23 protein-coding genes and 1 tRNA gene are annotated in these 17384 nt (G+C 66.1%); 15 read left to right on the top strand and 9 right to left on the bottom strand.

The features are described 5' to 3' along the window. Window positions 1-20: 20 nt before the first annotated feature. Entirely contained in the window at window positions 21-782 is a 762-nt protein-coding gene (fliP, locus tag ACMV_RS11870; protein WP_007423339.1) for a flagellar type III secretion system pore protein FliP, read from the bottom strand. A 486-nt stretch (window positions 783-1268) separates the two neighbouring features. Here fliP and ACMV_RS11860 point away from each other — a divergent pair, with 486 nt between their 5' ends. The 6 genes from ACMV_RS11860 to ACMV_RS11835 all read left to right on the top strand — a co-directional run bounded on the left by ACMV_RS11860 (window position 1269) and on the right by ACMV_RS11835 (window position 4607). Then, the gene (locus ACMV_RS11860) at window positions 1269-1649 is read left to right on the top strand and encodes a flagellar basal body rod protein FlgB (protein ID WP_013640562.1); all 381 of its coding nucleotides are present in this window, start codon (window positions 1269-1271) and stop codon (window positions 1647-1649) included. A gap of 16 nt (window positions 1650-1665) precedes the next feature. After that, window positions 1666-2070, top strand: a complete 405-nt coding sequence (flgC, locus tag ACMV_RS11855) for a flagellar basal body rod protein FlgC (RefSeq protein WP_007423341.1) — start codon at window positions 1666-1668, stop codon at window positions 2068-2070. Further along, complete coding sequence (locus ACMV_RS11850; protein WP_007423342.1) at window positions 2070-2372, top strand: flagellar hook-basal body complex protein FliE; 303 nt, start codon at window positions 2070-2072, stop codon at window positions 2370-2372. The genes flgC and ACMV_RS11850 overlap by 1 nt, the downstream gene beginning before the upstream one ends. A gap of 75 nt (window positions 2373-2447) precedes the next feature. After that, a complete protein-coding gene (locus ACMV_RS11845; protein WP_012039834.1) occupies window positions 2448-2714 on the top strand; it encodes a flagellar biosynthetic protein FliQ in 267 nt (88 codons plus the stop codon). A gap of 2 nt (window positions 2715-2716) precedes the next feature. Continuing rightward, window positions 2717-3496 carry a flagellar biosynthetic protein FliR gene (locus ACMV_RS11840; protein WP_007423344.1) on the top strand — a complete coding sequence of 260 codons (780 nt, stop codon included), beginning with the start codon at window positions 2717-2719 and terminating at the stop codon, window positions 3494-3496. Window positions 3497-3536: 40 nt separating this feature from the next. Further along, window positions 3537-4607 (top strand): EscU/YscU/HrcU family type III secretion system export apparatus switch protein, encoded by a 1071-nt coding sequence (locus ACMV_RS11835; protein WP_081432887.1) that lies wholly within the window; start codon window positions 3537-3539, stop codon window positions 4605-4607. A 7-nt stretch (window positions 4608-4614) separates the two neighbouring features. On the opposite strand, the gene ACMV_RS11830 is transcribed toward ACMV_RS11835, so the two are convergent. From ACMV_RS11830 to ACMV_RS11810, 5 genes are all read right to left on the bottom strand, one after another. Then, window positions 4615-5268: an LON peptidase substrate-binding domain-containing protein gene (locus ACMV_RS11830; protein WP_012039832.1), complete on the bottom strand. Its 654-nt coding sequence runs from the start codon at window positions 5266-5268 to the stop codon at window positions 4615-4617. Between the two features lie 14 nt (window positions 5269-5282). After that, a complete protein-coding gene (locus tag ACMV_RS11825; RefSeq protein WP_007423347.1) occupies window positions 5283-6218 on the bottom strand; it encodes a tetratricopeptide repeat protein in 936 nt (311 codons plus the stop codon). Between the two features lie 147 nt (window positions 6219-6365). Beyond that, window positions 6366-6728: a gamma-butyrobetaine hydroxylase-like domain-containing protein gene (locus ACMV_RS11820; RefSeq protein WP_013640561.1), complete on the bottom strand. Its 363-nt coding sequence runs from the start codon at window positions 6726-6728 to the stop codon at window positions 6366-6368. After that, window positions 6725-6910, bottom strand: a complete 186-nt coding sequence (locus tag ACMV_RS11815) for a Trm112 family protein (RefSeq protein WP_007423349.1) — start codon at window positions 6908-6910, stop codon at window positions 6725-6727. The genes ACMV_RS11820 and ACMV_RS11815 overlap by 4 nt, the downstream gene beginning before the upstream one ends. Before the next feature lie 26 nt (window positions 6911-6936). Further along, window positions 6937-7013, bottom strand: a tRNA-Arg gene (locus tag ACMV_RS11810). Window positions 7014-7162: 149 nt separating this feature from the next. Here ACMV_RS11810 and rpiB point away from each other — a divergent pair. The 9 genes from rpiB to thiL are packed head-to-tail and all read left to right on the top strand — an operon-like array spanning window position 7163 to window position 14124. Continuing rightward, complete coding sequence (gene rpiB, locus ACMV_RS11805; protein WP_012039830.1) at window positions 7163-7615, top strand: ribose 5-phosphate isomerase B; 453 nt, start codon at window positions 7163-7165, stop codon at window positions 7613-7615. Then, window positions 7612-8910 (top strand): serine hydroxymethyltransferase, encoded by a 1299-nt coding sequence (gene glyA, locus ACMV_RS11800; RefSeq protein ID WP_007423351.1) that lies wholly within the window; start codon window positions 7612-7614, stop codon window positions 8908-8910. The genes rpiB and glyA overlap by 4 nt, the downstream gene beginning before the upstream one ends. 6 nt (window positions 8911-8916) lie before the next feature. Beyond that, window positions 8917-9372 carry a transcriptional regulator NrdR gene (gene nrdR / locus ACMV_RS11795; protein ID WP_007423352.1) on the top strand — a complete coding sequence of 152 codons (456 nt, stop codon included), beginning with the start codon at window positions 8917-8919 and terminating at the stop codon, window positions 9370-9372. Window positions 9373-9374: 2 nt separating this feature from the next. Further along, a complete protein-coding gene (gene ribD, locus ACMV_RS11790; RefSeq protein ID WP_013640560.1) occupies window positions 9375-10466 on the top strand; it encodes a bifunctional diaminohydroxyphosphoribosylaminopyrimidine deaminase/5-amino-6-(5-phosphoribosylamino)uracil reductase RibD in 1092 nt (363 codons plus the stop codon). A 3-nt stretch (window positions 10467-10469) separates the two neighbouring features. Next, window positions 10470-11084 carry a riboflavin synthase gene (locus tag ACMV_RS11785; RefSeq protein WP_013640559.1) on the top strand — a complete coding sequence of 205 codons (615 nt, stop codon included), beginning with the start codon at window positions 10470-10472 and terminating at the stop codon, window positions 11082-11084. Further along, window positions 11084-12211, top strand: a complete 1128-nt coding sequence (gene ribB, locus ACMV_RS11780) for a 3,4-dihydroxy-2-butanone-4-phosphate synthase (protein WP_007423603.1) — start codon at window positions 11084-11086, stop codon at window positions 12209-12211. The genes ACMV_RS11785 and ribB overlap by 1 nt, the downstream gene beginning before the upstream one ends. Further along, window positions 12208-12690 (top strand): 6,7-dimethyl-8-ribityllumazine synthase, encoded by a 483-nt coding sequence (gene ribH / locus ACMV_RS11775; RefSeq protein WP_007423604.1) that lies wholly within the window; start codon window positions 12208-12210, stop codon window positions 12688-12690. Before ribB ends, ribH begins: the two co-directional genes overlap by 4 nt. Continuing rightward, complete coding sequence (gene nusB, locus ACMV_RS11770; RefSeq protein WP_007423605.1) at window positions 12687-13184, top strand: transcription antitermination factor NusB; 498 nt, start codon at window positions 12687-12689, stop codon at window positions 13182-13184. The genes ribH and nusB overlap by 4 nt, the downstream gene beginning before the upstream one ends. 1 nt (window position 13185) lies before the next feature. Further along, on the top strand, window positions 13186-14124 hold the full coding sequence (thiL, locus tag ACMV_RS11765) for a thiamine-phosphate kinase (protein WP_013640558.1): 939 nt from the start codon (window positions 13186-13188) through the stop codon (window positions 14122-14124). A 7-nt stretch (window positions 14125-14131) separates the two neighbouring features. Here the strand turns inward: thiL and ACMV_RS11760 are convergent, their stop codons facing one another. From ACMV_RS11760 to ACMV_RS11750, 3 genes are read right to left on the bottom strand one after another with little or no spacing between them, the layout of a single operon-like run. Then, window positions 14132-15010 (bottom strand): SDR family oxidoreductase, encoded by an 879-nt coding sequence (locus ACMV_RS11760; RefSeq protein ID WP_013640557.1) that lies wholly within the window; start codon window positions 15008-15010, stop codon window positions 14132-14134. Further along, window positions 15007-15981, bottom strand: coding sequence for an NADPH:quinone oxidoreductase family protein (locus ACMV_RS11755; protein ID WP_013640556.1), 975 nt, complete (start codon window positions 15979-15981; stop codon window positions 15007-15009). Before ACMV_RS11755 ends, ACMV_RS11760 begins: the two co-directional genes overlap by 4 nt. Then, the gene (locus ACMV_RS11750; protein WP_007424433.1) at window positions 15981-17261 is read right to left on the bottom strand and encodes an acyl-CoA dehydrogenase family protein; all 1281 of its coding nucleotides are present in this window, start codon (window positions 17259-17261) and stop codon (window positions 15981-15983) included. The genes ACMV_RS11755 and ACMV_RS11750 overlap by 1 nt, the downstream gene beginning before the upstream one ends. Window positions 17262-17384 lie beyond the last annotated feature (123 nt).

Below are 17384 nucleotides of genomic sequence, written 5' to 3'. Positions count from 1 at the left end.
AGGAGACGTTCCAGTCGCAACTAGAAATGTATGGGCGGAAAGCTTCTCACCAGGCTGCCGCAGACGAGTTGCCAGCCATCGACAAGAACGAAAAAGATGATCTTGAATGGCAGTGACACCGCGGTGGGCGGCAGCATCATCATGCCGAGGCTCATCAGGATCGAGGAAATGACGATGTCGATCACCATGAACGGCAGGAAGATCATGAAGCCCATTTCAAATCCGCGGCGCAACTCACCGACGACGAAGCCGGGAATCAGTGCGCGCCAAGGAACATCCTGCATGTTTGCCGGCGGCTTGATGTGTGCCAGCGAGAGGAAGACCCGCACATCGGCGGGGCGGGCATTATCAGCGAGAAAGGTGTGAAACGGCGCGGCGGCGAGCTTCAGCCCCTCCAGCGTGCCAACATCGCCCTGGGTCATCGGCAGGAGACCGGTGTGCCACGACTGCGAGAACACCGGGGCCATGACAAAATAGGTGAGAAACAGAGCAAGTCCGATCAGCACCGAGTTTGGCGGTGTCGTCTGTGTGCCGAGGGCCGTGCGCAGCAGACTCAGCACGATGACGATCCGCGTGAAGGCCGTGAGCATGACAAGTAGGCTGGGCGCCAGCGAGATGACGCCGATCAGCGCGATGAGCTGGATAAGCTTCGCGGTTTCGGGCGCGCCTCCCGACCCGAGATCGAGATTGACCGACTGGGCATGGGCGGCGTGAGGCAAGGCCAGGAGGGCAAGGCCGAGGCCGGCCCCCAGCAGCACGCCGGTGCGTGTACGCCGGTTCATCAGGTGTCGTTCCCGTGCCGAGCCGTCGGCAAGAGCTGTATTTGGTCCGATCGCGGGCCATTCATGACAACAAAACTGAAGTCGCCCAGTGTAACGATCGACAATGTCGTGCTGCGGCCGACTCGGCAGGACTGTGTCTGGGCCGTCACGCCCCAAGCGGAGGCAATCCCTGTCAAGGCGCTGGTCAGACGGAGTCGGCGCAGAATTGCGGCAAGTCCCGCAATCAGGAGCAAGACGACCCCCAGCGCGATAACAACGTGCTCTATTCCTGCCATGCCCATTCTGCAGCAGTCTCCGGATCTGATCCCGCCGACCTGGCTTCGTCCGAATCGGCGGCAGGTCGGTCTGCGGAAGAAAGCCGGAAAAAGATTAATATTTCATTGAACCTGCGCGTCGGGTTCGCAGAAATAAAAAAATTAATGCCCATTATCCTTGACGGAATTTTAACTTTTCAAAGGCATCATCCTTCCGGTTTCGGAGGGCAAAATGACCTTGAATCTTATCGGCCTCGCCGCCGATCGGCTGGTCTATCTGGCGCAATCGCAATCGGTATTGGCGCAAAACATAGCGAATATCGATACCCCAGGATATGTGTCCAGAATGCCGGTTGCGTTCTCGGATACGCTGAACGGCACTGGCAATCTTGCCTTGGCCACGACGAGTGCCCTCGATATTCCGTCATCCTCCGGTCAATCCGTTGGCACGGAGACCGCCACCGTCGCGGCACGCGCGCCCGATGGAAACGCGGTTTCGCTTGAAAGTCAGCTCGCGGCGGTCGCCGGAACCCAGATCAACCAGCAATATGCAGTGAATATCTACAAGACCTATCTTGGCATGTTCACTACGGCGCTTGGTCCCAACCCGTAAAATCCGAGGAACTATAATGAAATTCGGTACCACACTCGACATTACGGCTGCGGGACTGTCAGCGCAGGATGCGCGGCTGCAGGTCATCGCGCAGAATCTGGCCAACGCGGACAGCACGGGCTCGACGCCGGGCAGCAATCCATATCAGCGAAAGACCATCTCATTCCAGGACGTCTTTAGCCAGACCACCGGCACTGACCTGGTGCAGGTTGCGAATATCGGCAAGGACACGGCGCCATTCCCAATGAAATACGATCCCTCCAATCCCGCGGCCAACGCCCAGGGCTACGTCAAGTTGCCAAACGTAAATAGTCTGGTGGAACTCATGGATATGCAGCAGGCCGAGCGTTCCTACGATGCCAATCTCTCCGTCATGAATGCCACGCGCGGCATGATGACCCGTACGCTGGGGCTGATCTGATGTCCGGAACGATCTCGGCTCTCGTAAATCCGTCCAATGCAATCTCTGCCTATGGTCGCGCTGCCGGCACGGGCGCGGCCGGTTCGCCCAGCTTTGGCGATTACATGTCGAACGTCATCACGAGCGCAATTCATCAGAGCGCGTCGACGGAGCAGGCAGCCAGTTCCGGTTTGATGGGAAAGGGAGACCTTACCCATGTCGTTGCCTCCGTTGCCCAGGCTCAGGTTGCGTTGCAGACGACCGTTGCCATCCGTGATCGTCTGATCCAAGCCTATCAATCGATCATGAGCATGCCGATCTGATCATGGGCGGTGGTGCTTCAGCGATGATTGGCAGACAAAAGGAGCAGCGGTCCGGCATCGCTTGCGGTTCCCGGTATGACTGATCCCGCGGTCATCACGTCGCTCCACGAGGCATTTCTTGTTGCGGCGCAACTGTCGGCGCCGCCTTTGCTCGCCGCGCTCGTGGCGGGCGTCGTGATATCGCTGCTGCAGGCGGTGACGCAAATCAACGAGGCGACCATTGTCTTTTTGCCAAAGATGGCTGCCGTCGCCGGAACATTGATGATCATGGGCAGTTTTTTGCTCGGTACGTTATCGCAGTTCGCGCACGAGATATTCACCGCCATGATTCACGTCGGCTGATCATGTTTCCGCACGGCCTTGCCGATATGGTTTTCGGGCCGTTGCTGATTTTCATCAGAATTTCGAGTCTAGTCATGGCGCTACCCTTCATGGGGGCGGGGAATGCGCCGCCGCAGATACGCATCGGGCTGTCGATCGCTCTTACGGCAATCGTGGCGCCGTTGATCGTCTCCGGTACGATTGGCGTTCCATCCTCGATTCCGGTTTTCGTGTTTCTGGTTCTTCGTGAGATCGTTGTCGGGCTATCTCTCGGCTGGCTCACGGCGGCGATCATGCTGAGCCTGCCCGTAGCGGGACAGATCATTTCCTATCAGATGGGCCTGTCCAGCGTGTTGCTGCCGAATGTCGAGATTGGTCCGAACAGCACGCTGGTGGCGAATGCCCTGAGCGTCATGTTGCCGGCTGTAGTGTTCACCACCGGTCTTTTTATGTTGCCGGTCCTCGCCATAATCCGGTCGTTCCGGGTAATCCCGCTGACGTCGACAATCATTGGCGCTCACCTTCCCCCGGCGGGGCTGCTGCTCGGCTTCGCTGTCCGGGCCGTGTCGGCAGAGTTCGTGACGGCCTTGCATCTTGCCGCGCCTTTTCTGTTCATCGGTCTCCTGTGGCAGGCCGGTCTTGGACTGATGTCCAAGGTCGCCCCGAGCATGCAGGTTTATTTCGTTGCCGCCCCGCTGCAGCTGCTTGGCGGCATGTTTCTGCTCGCGATCCTCGCCTCCCCGATGCTCACTGTCTGGCAGGATGCGATGCTGCCGCTTCTGCATGCTTACGCGAGCTGGTGAGATGCAGGCCGGAATCCGTGATATCGCATGAGGTCGTGTCATAGCGGCTGAAGACAAGGAAGATCGGACCGAAGCTGCGACGCCAACGCGCCTTGCGAAGGCGTTGGACGAGCAGGGGCCCGGAACGTCCAGGGAAGTGGCGACACTGGCCAGTCTCGGTGTTGCCCTTGCGGTGATGATCGGTGTGCTGCCGTCTTCCGCCGAACGCCTTGCGAATACGCTTGCGAGCGCCTTCACCAGGGCTGCAACGGTCGACAGTGGGGCCGGTCTCAGCCGCGCCTTATGGCAGGCTGGAATGGCATCGCTCGGCGTTTTCATTCCGTTTGCAGGCGCGATTGCACTATCGGCAATCGTCGTATCGCTCCTGCAGACCGGCTTCAGGACGAACTGGGGGGCGATTGGCCTGAACTTCGCCAGGTTGAACCCGCTTGCCGGCATCGGCAAACTGTTTGGGACTCCAAACCTCGCCGCTTCCGGACAGTCCATCCTCAAGTTGGCGGCGATTGGTGCAGCGCTTTATGTCGTCATGGACGCAAGGCTCCACGGCCTGGAGGCGATGCTGCTCGGTTCGGAAAAGACGCTTCTTGCGGCGATCTTTGGTTCGATCGTTGCCATTCTGTCTGCGGCCGTCATGATTCAGGTTGTTTCGGGCGCAGTCGACTTCGTGTTGGTGCGCAACCGCTTTTCGACTTCAGTCAAAATGTCACGGCAGGAAGTCAAGGACGAACAGAAGGAAACGGATGGCGATCCCCACGTTCGCGCGCGGATCAAGGCGGCGCGAAGTGCCCTTGCCAAACGAAGCCTCAACGTGGCGATGGCCCGGGCGGCCGTCGTCATTACGAACCCGACACATTATGCGGTTGCGCTGGAATACCGTGCGGGCCAGGCGGAAGCGCCGAAGATCGTCGCCAAGGGCGCAGATGAACGAGCGGCGCGGATCCGGGATCTTGCGCGCGAGGCCCGCATTCCGATCGTGGCAAATCCGCCGCTCGCCAGGGCGCTGTTCCAGCAGGATGTTGAAACCGAGATCCTGCCCGAGCATTACCGGGCGGTGGCCGAAATCATCGCCTATATCTGGAAGCTTGCGGAGCGGCAGATGTCGCGGATCTGAACGTCGATCAGGAACGACGGGAGTGGATCTCAAGGATCGCCAGCAACGATCGCACACGTTCTGCGTCGGTCCGGGCTTCGAGAAGTGTCTGCTTCTCGATCGGGCTGAACGGGCACGCCATGCACAGGGTAACAATCAGCGCATCGTCCGAGATTTCATTGATCGCATCCCAGTTCGCATCGACGCCGATCGCTTCGAAATAGCGTCGTAGCGCGCCGGTCAGCAGCTCTCGCGAAACGAGGGGAGGGGCTCCGATGGCGCCATTCGACTGTATCGCGAAATCGTCGCGGAATGCGGACACATCGCCCTGCACCCGGCGGTAGCCGCGCCGCATTTCCGCTTCCTCGACGACCTCGAAGCGAACGAGACCCGTCAGGGTGATGAGATAGCGTCCGTCATCCGTCTCGCTGAAGGCCGTGATGCGGCCGAGGCAGCCGAGGCGATAGATGGCCGGCCCGTTCGCGGTTCGCGGTGTGTCGGGAAGCGGCTGGATCATGCCGAACATTCGCCCCGCGGCCATCGCGTCGTCGACCATGGCCAGATAGCGCGGCTCGAAAATGTTCAGCGGCAGACGCCCGCCCGGAAACAGCACGGCCCCGGTCAGTGGAAAGATCGGAAAGATCTCCGGGACGCCCTCGAACCGTGCGGACGTCCCCGACATGCCGAAGAGTGAACTCAACTGAACAGCAGGGCCGAGAGTTTGCGCCGGGCGGCCATCGTGTCGGCGTCATCGACGCCCCAGGCGTCGAAGAACTTGAGAAGCTGAAGTCGGGCCGCGTCATCCTTCCAGTTGCGCTGACGTCGCATGATGTCGAGCAGGGCCTCGGCGGCGCCGGTGCGGTCGCCGGTGGCGTTGAGGGCGGCAGCGAGAGCGAACCGGGTGTCGTGGTCGTTCGGATCCGCGGCAAGCCTGGCCTGGAGTTCGGCCAGTTGGCGGGCGGCCATGCGGCCTTCGCGGGCGACGGAAACCGCCGTCTTTGCCGCCTGGATCTCCGCGTGCTCGGCGAGGGATTGCGGGACCTCGGCCAGGATGGCCTCGGCCCTCTCATCCGCGCCGAGGGCGACAAGCGCCCGCACGAGGCCGGCCCAGGCCTCGGGGCGGTTCTGGTCCTCATCGAGCGCGGCGCTGAACAGGGCGGCGGCCTGCTCCGGCTGATCGTCCTCCATCGCCTTGCGGGCCTGAGCGATCAGGTCTGCCGAGGGTGCCGAGGAGCCGGCCAGCTTGAGCAGCGCGTCGACGAACCGGCGCACCTCGCTTTCCGGCAGGGCGCCCTGGAACAGATCGGCGATCTGTCCCTGCCAGAATGCGGCGACGGTCGGCACCGACTGCAACGGCAACCCGAGGCTCGAAAGCTGCTGAACGAGCGCGCGGTTCTCGTCGATGTCGATCTTGACCAGCCTGATCCTGCCGCCATAGGCGCGGACGACTTTCTCGAGCGTCGGCGTCAGAGTCTTGCAGGGACCGCACCAGGTAGCCCAGAAATCGACCAGAACCGGGACCTTTCTCGATGCCTCGACGACATCGGCCATGAACGTGGTCTGGCTGCCCTCGATGATTGCGGCGTCCGCGCCTGTTGGGCGCCGTGCGTCCGAGTCGGTGAAATGATCCATGGTCGCTGATCCGTTGCTATGACTCCCTAGATGATAGTCAACCGCGCCCGCGCAAGCCAGTCGGACGCATGGATGCCCCCGGACCGGCGATCAGCGGCCGCCTTGTGAGCCAAAGGGATGTGTGCAAGCCGTCCGCGCGGCGCGGGATCAGCCGGGATCGCGGGAGAGGCCCGCGGCGTCGAGCGCCTTCAGATAAGCGGGCCACCGCTGATCCTGCTCGCGCCCCAGCCTGTGAAGATAGTCCCAGGAATAGATGCCGGTGGAGTGCCCGTCGTCGAAGGTGATTCGCACCGCGTAGTTGCCGTTCGGCTCGAGGCGGGAGATGCCCACCGCCTTCTTGCCGGCGACCAGTTGCCGCTCTGACGGGCTGTGGCCCTGCACTTCGGCACTCGGGCTCTCGACGCGGAGATATTCGGCCGAAAGCTCGAAGCGAGCGCCATCGGCGAAGGTGATCTCGAGCACCCGCTCGGCCCGGCGCAGGCGGATTTCGGTCGGTTCCGGCGCGGTCACGGGTCGATCTGGCGCGCTTCGTCGACCAGCATGATCGGGATGCCGTCCCGGATCGGAAAGGCGAGGCCGGCTTTCGTGCTGATCAGTTCCCCGGCCTCGCGATCATAGATCAGCGGCCCCTTGGTGAGCGGGCAGACCAGGATTTCCAGAAGGCGGGGGTCGATCGGCGCCGGATCGGCCATTGGCGGGCATCCTCTGCGGCGGGGACTGGCGGACCCGAAGAGACTCGAACTCCTAACCCCCAGATTCGTAGTCTGGTGCTCTATCCAGTTGAGCTACGGGTCCGCCGTGGAGGGCGAATTAGCGGATCGGCGGCGATCCCGCAACCCCATAACGCGGTTGTGCCCCATGCACGCCATTCGCGGCCAGCCAGTGCGACATCGCGTGGCGCAAATCCGGTTTCGCGCCAGGGCCGGGCGTGCTAAGGCCCCGCCATGAGCGAAAACATGACACTGGTGGTCGGCGCCGACCATGCGGGGTTCGAATTGAAGGACCGGCTGGCAGAGGCCGCGCGCGCCGCCGGCTGGGCGGTGATCGATTGCGGCACGAATTCGGCCGCGAGCGTGGATTATCCCGATATCGCGCATGAGGTGAGCATGCGGATCGAGGCCGGATCGGCCCGTTTCGGCCTGCTTGTGTGCGGTTCCGGCATCGGCATGGCGATCGCGGCGAACCGCCACACCGGCGTTCGTTGCGCGCAGGCCCATGATGCAACCGAGGCGCGCCTTTCGCGCATGCACAATAATGCCAATATCCTCGCCCTGGGTGCCCGGCTGACCGGCGAAATGGTCGCGCTGGACGCGCTCAATGCGTTTCTGACCACCGAATTCGAAGGCGGCCGGCACGAGAAGAGGCTCGCCAAACTGACCCCGGAGCCGAAAACATGAACCAGCAGAGCCCGATCGCGAACATCTCGCGCTTCTTCAACGCCCCTCTCGCCGAGACCGATCCTGATCTCGCGGCGGCGATCGGCCGCGAACTCGGCCGCCAGCAGGACGGCATCGAGCTGATCGCCTCCGAGAATATCGTCTCCCGCGCCGTGCTCGAGGCCCAGGGGTCGGTGCTGACCAACAAATACGCCGAAGGCTATCCCGGCAAGCGCTACTATGGCGGTTGCGCGGCGGTCGATATCGCCGAGGAACTGGCGATCGCGCGCGCGAAGGAGCTGTTCGGTTGCGCCTTCGCCAATGTCCAGCCGCATTCCGGCGCGCAGGCCAACCAGGCGGTGTTCCTCGCCCTGCTCAACGCGGGCGACACGATTCTGGGCATGAGCCTCGCCGCGGGCGGCCATCTGACCCATGGGGCGGCGCCGAACCTGTCCGGCAAATGGTTCGACGCCGTGCAGTATGGCGTGAAGCGCGAGGATGGCACCCTCGACTACGAGGAGCTGGAGCGCCTCGCGCGCGAGCGCAAGCCGAAACTGATCATCGCCGGCGGCTCGGCCTATCCGCGCTTCATCGACTTTGCCCGCATCCGCAAGGTGGCGGACGAGGTCGGCGCCTATTTCATGGTCGACATGGCGCATTTCGCCGGGCTCGTCGCGGCCGGGATCTTCCCCTCGCCGGTGCCCCACGCGCATGTCGTTACCACGACGACGCACAAGACCCTGCGCGGCCCGCGCGGCGGCATGATCCTCTCCAACGACCTCGACCTCGGCAAGAAGATCAACTCGGCGGTGTTCCCCGGCCTGCAGGGCGGCCCGCTGATGCATGTGATCGCGGCGAAGGCGGTCGCCTTCGGCGAGGCGCTCCGCCCCGAATTCCGCGCCTACCAGAAGGCGCTGGCCGACAATGCCAAGGTGCTGGCGGAAACGCTGGTCGAGGGCGGTCTCGATATCGTGACCGGCGGGACCGACTGCCATCTCATGCTGGTGGATCTCCGCCCGAAGAACGTGACCGGCAAGGCGGCGGAGGCCTCGCTCGAGCGCGCCCACATGACCGCGAACAAGAACGCGATTCCGTTCGACCCGGCGAAGCCGGCGGTCACCTCCGGCATTCGCCTCGGCACGCCGGCGGCGACGACGCGCGGTTTCGGGCCCGACGAGTTCCGCATGGTCGGCCGTTTCATCGTCGAGGTGCTGGACGGGCTCTCGGCATCGAACGACGGTGACAACGCCGCCGTCGAGGCGGCGGTGGGCGCCAAGGTGCTGGAGCTCTGCGCCCGGTTCCCGATCTACCGGTAAAAAAGCGTGCGCTGCCCGTTCTGCGGCGAGGCCGATACCCAGGTCAAGGACAGCCGGCCGACGGAGGATGGCGCCGCCATCCGTCGCCGGCGCTTCTGCCCGCAGTGCAGCCAGCGTTTCACCACGATCGAGCGCGTGCAGCTGCGCGAGCTGGTCGTGGTGAAGGCCGATCAGCGGCGGGTCGCGTTCGATCGTGACAAGCTGGCCCGTTCGATCCGCACCGCGCTGCGCAAGCGACCCGTCGATGACGAGCGGATCGAGCGGATCGTCAACGGCATCGTCCGCAAGCTGGAAGCCTCGGGCGAGGCGGAAATTCCGTCCAGCGAGATTGGCGAGCTGGTGATGGATACGTTGAAAGAGGTCGATGCGGTGGCCTATGTGCGCTTCGCCTCGGTCTATCGCGATTTCCGGGAAGCCAAGGATTTCAAGGCCTTCCTGGGTACGATGGACCCATCGAAATAGGCATGGACGATCTCGCGCATATGCGGACGGCCCTCGCGCTCGCACGGCGCGGCCTGGGCGAGACCGCGCCGAATCCGACCGTCGGCTGCGTGATCGTGCGCGGCGGGCGGGTGGTCGGGCGTGGCCGCACGGCGCAAGGCGGGCGGCCGCATGCCGAAACCGAAGCCCTTGCCGCGGCGGGCGACGCGGCAAGGGGCGCCACCGCCTATGTCACGCTCGAACCCTGCGCCCATCACGGCCGGACGCCGCCCTGCGCCGATGCGCTGGTCGCGGCCGGCATCGCGCGCGTCGTCGTCGCCATGACCGACCCGGACGAGCGGACCAACGGCGCGGGCCTCTCCCGCCTGCGCGAGGCGGGACTCGAGGTGGTCGAGGGAATTGGCGGTGCCGAAGCCGCGGAAATCAATGCGGGGTTCTGCAAGTGCATCCGCGAGGGGCGGCCGCTGGTGACGCTGAAGCTCGCGACCTCGCTCGACGGGCAGATCGCGACGCGCACCGGCGCCAGCCAGTGGATCACCGGTGCGGCGGCCCGCCAGGCGGCGCACGCGTTGCGCGGGACGCATGACGCCGTGATGGTCGGCGTCGGCACCGTGCTGGCCGATGATCCGGAACTGACCTGCCGCCTCGAGGGCTTCCGCAGCACGCCGGTCATCCGCCTGATCGTCGATTCGCATTTGCGGATCCCGCTCGACGGGCGGCTGGTGCGCGGGGCCGCGGACCACCCCCTCTGGATCGTGCATCGCGACGGCGCCGACCCGGCCCGGCGCGCGGCGCTGCTCGATCTCGGCGCCCGGCTGTTCGAGGTTCCCGCCGCCCCGGTGGGGATCGACCTTGCGGCGGCGCTCGCGGCGGTGGGCGAGGCGGGGCTGACCCGCGTGCTGGCCGAGGGCGGCGGCACTCTTGCGGCGGCGCTGATCCGTGCCGATCTGGTGGACCGTCTGGAGTGGTTCACCGCCCCGGTCGTGATCGGCGATGACGGGATCGGCGCGGTGGCCGGCTTCGGTGTGGAGGAGTTGGGCCGGGCGGCGCGTTTCACGCGCATCGACGCGTCGGTTTGCGGCGGCGACATCCGCACGCGCTATCGGAGGGATTGAACGATGTTCACCGGGATCATCACCGGGGTTGGCGATGTGCGCGACGTGCGCCCGGCGGACAGCGTCAGCGATACGCGTCTCGTCATCGGCGTGCCGGCGGGCAATCCCGACTGGGCCGGGATCGGCGAGGTCGCGCTCGGCGCCTCGATCGCCTGTTCGGGGTGCTGCCTCACGGTGGTCGAGCGCGGGCCGGACTGGTTCGCCGTCGAGGTTTCCGGCGAGACGCTGTCGAAGACCACGCTCGGCGCGTGGCGCACCGGCACCAGGATCAATCTCGAGCGCGCGCTGCGCATGGGCGACGAACTGGGCGGCCATGTCGTCTCCGGCCATGTCGACGGGCTGGGCGAGGTGGTGTCGACGCGGCCGGAGGGCGGCTCGACGCGCTGGCGTTTCCGGGTGTCGCGGGACCTGGCGCGCTTCATCGCGCCGAAGGGCAGCGTTGCGGTGAACGGTGTCTCGCTGACGGTGAACGAGGTTGACGGCACTGAATTCGGGGTGAACATCATCCCGCACACGGAAACGCACACCAATTTCGCCACGCTGGCGGTCGGCGATGCGGTGAATATCGAAATCGACATGCTGGCCCGCTATGTCGCGCGGCTGGCGGAGGTAGCCTGATGGATCAGCTCAAGACCGCATCGCTGCAGCAATACCTCGCCTCGGCCGAGGAGATCATCGAGGAAGCGCGCGCCGGGCGGATGTTCATCCTGGTGGATGACGAGGACCGGGAAAACGAGGGCGACCTCGTGATCCCCGCCCAGTTCGCGACGCCCGACGCCGTGAATTTCATGGCCCGGCACGCGAGGGGGCTGATCTGCCTCGCGCTGACCCGCGCGCGCTGCGAGACGCTCGGGCTCAAGCTCATGGCGCAGTCGAACGGGTCGCGCCACGAAACCGCCTTCACGGTCTCGATCGAGGCGCGCGAGGGGGTGACCACCGGGATTTCCGCGGCCGACCGGGCGCGGACCATCGCGGTCGCCATCAATCCCGAATGCGGCGCCGCCGACATCGTCTCGCCCGGCCACATCTTTCCGCTGATGGCGCGGGACGGCGGCACGCTGGTCCGCACCGGCCATACCGAGGCGGCGGTGGACATTGCCCGCCTCGCCGGCCTCACGCCGGCCGGGGTGATCTGCGAGATCATGAACGAGGACGGGACGATGGCGCGGCTGCCGGACCTCGTCTCGTTCGCGCAGTACCATAATCTCAAGCTCGGGACGATCGCCGATCTGATCGCCTATCGCCGGCGGATGGAGAAGCTGGTCCGCCGCGCGGGCGATGGAATGATCACGGATGGCGCGGGGCATCAGTGGCGCAGCGTCGTCTTCGAGAACACGATCGACCAGGTCGAGCACGTCGCTCTCATCAAGGGCGACATTGCCGCCGACGAGCCCGTGCTGGTGCGGATGCACGCGATCAGCACGATCGACGACATTCTGGGCGGCGACCATATCCGCGACCTGCGCCGGGCGATGGCGCAGATCGCCCAGTCCGGGCGCGGGGTCGTCGTGCTCATCCGCGAGGCGCGGCCCGATGCGGTCTCCTCGCGGTTGCGGCAGATCGTCGGCGGGGCGCGCACCGGCGCCGTGCTGCGCGACTATGGCGTGGGCGCGCAGATCCTCGCGGATCTGGGCGTGCGTGACATGGTGCTGCTCTCGAACCACAAGCGCGCCGTGGTCGGGCTGGAAGGCTACGGGCTCAACATTGTCGAGCAACTGCCGATCGAGGAGCCTTCGAAGCCATGAGCACGGCCGATGCCCCTGAAGCCGAGGTGCCGGATGTGCCTGGCCCGGCGCCGCGCATCCTGCTGATCCGCGCGCCCTATTACCGGCAGATCGTCGACGGCATGACGGATGCGGCGGTGCTGCTCCTCGGCCGGGCGAATGCGACGGTCGAGACGGTCGACGTCGCCGGCGCGTTCGAGCTGCCGCAGGCGCTCGCCATCGCGCTGCGCGGGCGGACGCGCTACGATGGCTATGTGGCGCTCGGCTGCGTCGTGCGCGGCGAGACGGACCATTACGATTTCATCTGCGATTCGGCGATGAACGGGCTGATGCAGGTGGCGATCGACTATGCGGCGCCGCTCGGGACGGCGCTGCTGACCGTCGATACCCTGGCTCAGGCGGAGGCGCGCTCGGCCGAGACCGGATCGAACAAGGGGGCCGAGGCGGCATCGGCCTGTCTGCGGCAGATCGCCCTCGCGCGTCGTCTGGGGGCGGCATGAAACCGGCGGGAAGCAAGGCGCGGCCGCGCACGCTCGCCCGCGCCGCGGCGGTGCAGGCGCTCTACCAGTGCGAGCATGCCGGCGAGACGGCCGAAACCGTGATCGACCAGTTCGTCCGCCACCGTTTCGGGCGGATGGCGGGGATGCTCGGCGTCGAGGAAGGCGAGGTTCCGCCGCCCGATGTGCCGCTGTTCTCGCGCATCGTCCGCACCGCGACGGCGCAGCAGGACGTGGTCGACCCGCTGATCGCCGGCGTGCTGCCCGAAGCCTGGCCGATGCCGCGGCTCGATCCGGTGCTGCGAGCCCTGTTGCGCGCCGCCGGCGCCGAGCTTTGGATGACCGACGGGCCGCCGGCGCGGGTCGTCATCAACGAATATCTCGACGTGGCGCACGGCTTCCTCGAAGGCGATGCGGTGCAGATGGGCAACGCCGTGCTCGACCGGATTGCCCGCACGCTGCGCGAAGGCGAGTTCACCGACCCCGTCAGGGCATGAGGTGAGCGGCGAGTTCGGCCGCATCGCCCGGTATTTCGCGCCGCTCGCCTCGGCGGAAGCGCTCGGCCTGGCCGACGATGCCGCGCTCTGGACGCCGCCGGCCGGGCGCCAGGCCGTGCTGACGGTGGATCAGATGATCGAGGGCGTGCACTTCCTGCCGGATGATCCCGCCGATCTGGTCGCCCGCAAGCTGATGCGCCGGAATCTTTCCGATCTCGCCGCCATGGGCGCGCGGGCGGAGGGATACCTGCTCACGACCGCCTTGCGCGCCGACACGCCCGAGACCTGGCTTTCGGCGTTTGCCGAAGGCCTCGCCGCCGACCAGGCGCGGTTCGGCCTGCCGCTCTGGGGGGGCGACAGCTCGTCCACGCCCGGTCCGGTGATGACGTCGATCACCATGATCGGCAGTGTCGAACCCGGGGCGGCGCTGCGGCGCGGTGGGGCGGTTGCGGGCGACGCGCTCTACGTCACCGGCACGATCGGCGATGCGGTGCTCGGGCTGCATGCCGCCCGTGGCGAGATCGCCGATCCGACCGGCCATTTCCGCGCGCGCCGCCTGCTGCCCGAGCCTCGCATCGGTCTTGCGCTCGCGGGTCTCGTTCATGCCGCGATCGATGTCTCCGACGGGCTGGTGCAGGATCTCGGCCATGTGTGCCGAGCATCGGGCTGCGGCGCGGTGATCGAGGCGGACCGCGTTCCGCTGTCGCCGGCGGCGCGGGCGGCGGGACCCGCCTGGCGGGAGACGATCCTCACCGGCGGCGACGATTACGAATTGCTGATCGCCGCCCCGGCGGGATCGGAACACGCGTTGCGGCAGGCCTGCGCCGGCACGCCGCTCACGCGGATCGGCCATTTCGTGGCGGGGGCGCCCGCGGTGACGGCGGTGGACAAGGATGGCCGGCCGGTCACGCTGGCGCGAACCGGCTGGCAACATTTCTGACGAAGCGTCAGTTCTGCGGCGCCTTGAAGGCGACCTCCCGCTTGAGCGAGAACGGGTCGCTCGGGTCGCGCTGGTTCAGGAGATCCTGCATCCGCAGTTCGACCGCGCCGAGAATCTTCGGATGCGTCAGGCAGTAGAAGCGTCCCTCTTCGATGCATTCGAAGGTTCTGGCCGCAACCTCCGGCGCGCCGATCCGCCCCGAGGTGACCGCCTTGCGGGTCTGCTCCTCGGCCAGGCGCTGGCTGGCCGTCGGCGGCGCGTCGTTGGCGAGTTCGGCCGGGCGATTGCGCGCCGCATCCTTGATGCCGGTATCGACGAAGGCGGGGCAGAGCACGGTCACGCCGAGGATCGATCCGGAAATCCGCAGATCCTGGAACAGCGTTTCCGACAGCGTGACGACACCGTGTTTGGAGACGTTATAGACGCCCATGGTCTGTGCCGAGATCAGCCCGGCGACCGAGGCGGTGTTGACGATGTGGCCCTCGTCGCCGTTGGCGATCATGCGCGGGACGAAGCAGCGCACGCCGTGGATCACGCCCCAGAGGTTGACGCCGAGCACCCATTGCCAGTCGCGCACCGAGTGCTCCCAGAGCAGCCCGCCGCCGCCGACGCCGGCATTGTTGAAGAGCAGATGGGCGTTGCCGTACTGCGCGAACACCGAATCCGCGAACCGCTCCATCGCTTCGGCGTTGCTGACATCGACGCGTTCGGCCAGCACCTCGGCGCCGGCCGCGCGCAGTTCGGCGGCGATGGCCTCCAGCGCGTCGGGCTGGATGTCGGCGAGGGCGAGGCGCATGCCGCGGGCGGCGGCGATGCGGGCGAATTCGCGGCCGAAGCCGCTGCCCGCGCCGGTGATGACGGCAACCCGGTTGCTGAACTCTTTCATGGCAGGATCACGATCTTTCCGGTGACGCGGCGTGCCGCCATGTCCCGCAGCGCCTCGTCCGTCTGGTCGAGGCTGTAGGTTTTCGACACGAGCGGGCGGATTTCGCCGCGCGCCAGCATGGCGAACAGGTCTTCCATCATCCGGATCTGGTTCTTCGGCTCGCGGCGGGCGAACTCGCCCCAGAACACGCCGACCAGCGACGCGCCCTTGAGCAGCGGCAGGTTGAGCGGCAAGGACGGAATGGTGCCTTCGGCGAAGCCGATCACCAGATAGCGCCCGCGCCAGGCGATCGAGCGGAAGGCCGGCTCGGCCAGGTGCCCGCCCACGGGATCGAAGATGACGTCCGGTCCCTTGCCGCCGGTGTGTTCGCGGATCGCGGCCCGCAGGTCCCCGGTGCCGTAATTGATCGTGGCGTCGGCGCCATGCGCGCGGCAGATCTCGAGCTTTTCCTCTGACGAGGCGGCGGCGATCACCCTGGCACCCTTGGCCTTGGCGATATCCACCGCGGCGAGACCGACGCCGCCGGCGGCACCCAGAACCAGGATCGTCTCGCCGGGCTTGAGTTCCCCGCGGTCGACGACGGCGTGGTGCGAAGTGCCGAAGGCGAGCATCAGCCCGGCGGCGACCTCGAACGAAACGCTGTCCGGTATGGGCACGCAGCGATGCGCGTCGAGCGCGATCTTTTCCGCAAATCCGCCGGTCGAGCAGAGGGCGAGCACGCGGTCACCAGGCTTGTAGCCGGTGACGCCCTCGCCGACCGCCTCGATCTCCCCGGCGATTTCGGCGCCGGGGGTGAAGGGCAGTTCGGGCTGCACCTGGTACTTTTTCTGGATGATCAGCACGTCGGGGAAATTCACCCCGGCGGCGTGAATCCGGATCAGCACCTCGCCTTTCTGCGGGACGGGATCGGGGATGTCGCGCAGGCGCAGCGTCTCCGGCCCGCCCCATTCCTCGCAGCGGATCGCGCGCATCAGGCCTGGCCCGGCTCGGACAGCCCGTCCGCGATCAGCACATTCGGATAGCCGCCCGTGCGTGCCGGATCGGTGTTGCGGTAGCGCCGGTGTTCAAGCCGGGCGAGCTGGTCGCGATGCACTTCGTCCGGCCCGTCGGCCAGACGCAGCGTGCGCTGGTGCGCATAGGCCGAGGAGAGCCAGGTATCGGCGACGCCGCCGCCGCCGAAGGCCTGGATCGCCCAGTCGACCACCTTGCAGGCGACGTTGGGGGCGACGACCTTGATCATCGCGATCTCGGCGCGGGCTTCCTTGTTGCCTACCGTGTCCATCATGTGCGCGGCCTTGAGGGTGAGCAGGCGGGCCTGGTCGATCATGATGCGGCTTTCGGCGATGCGCTCGCGCCAGACGCTCTGCTCGATGACCGGCTTGCCGAAGGCGGTGCGGCTTTCGAGCCGGCGGACCATGCGCTCCAGCGCCCGCTCGGCCACCCCGATCGAGCGCATGCAGTGATGGATGCGTCCCGGCCCGAGCCGGCCCTGGGCGATCTCGAAGCCGCGGCCCTCGCCGAGCAGCATGTTGGCGGCCGGCACCCGCACCTTGTCGAAGATCATCTCGGCATGGCCGTGCGGGGCATCCACATCGCCGAACACCGGCAGGGCGCGCTTCATCGTCACACCCGGATGCGGGAAGGGCACCAGGATCATCGACTGGCGCTTGTAGGGGTCGGGGTTCTCGGGGTCGGACTGGCCCATCACGATCAGGATGCGGCAGCGCGGGTCGGGCGCGCCGGAGGTCCACCACTTATGGCCGTCGATGACGTATTCGTCGCCCTCGCGGCGGATCGAGGTCTCGATGTTCTTCGCATCCGAGGAGGCGACGCGCGGCTCGGTCATCGCGAAGGCGGAACGGATCTCGCCGGCGAGCAGCGGCTTCAGCCAGGCTTCCTTTTGCTCCGGTGTTCCGTAACGGGTCAGCACTTCCATGTTGCCGGTATCGGGGGCGGAGCAGTTGAAGGCTTCCGGGCCGAAGGGCGAGCGGCCCATGATTTCGGCGAGCGGCGCGTATTCGACGTTGGTCAGCCCGGCGCCATGCTCGGATTCGGGGAGAAACAGGTTCCACAGCCCCGCCGCCTTCGCCTTCTGCTTGATCTCCTGCAGCAGCTCCAGCGGCTTCCACTGGTTGGCCTGGGTGTGGGCGGTGTGGAACAGCGCCTGTTCGTTCGGATAGATGTGCTCGGCCATGAAGTCGGCAACGCGCTGGCGCAGCGCCTCGGTCTTGGCGGAATAACGGAACTCCATGGTAGCATATTCCTCGCTGTTCTGATTCTGCTGAGCCGTCTGTTTGACCCAACTGTGCGAGGTGCGCGCGGGTTATGCAAGTCCCCCAAGCGGCAGGCTCGATACGGCTGGGGCAATGACGCT

The sequence above is a fragment of the Acidiphilium multivorum AIU301 genome, assembly GCF_000202835.1.
Taxonomy (GTDB): domain Bacteria; phylum Pseudomonadota; class Alphaproteobacteria; order Acetobacterales; family Acetobacteraceae; genus Acidiphilium; species Acidiphilium multivorum.
This window is presented reverse-complemented; position numbering and strand designations above follow the sequence as displayed.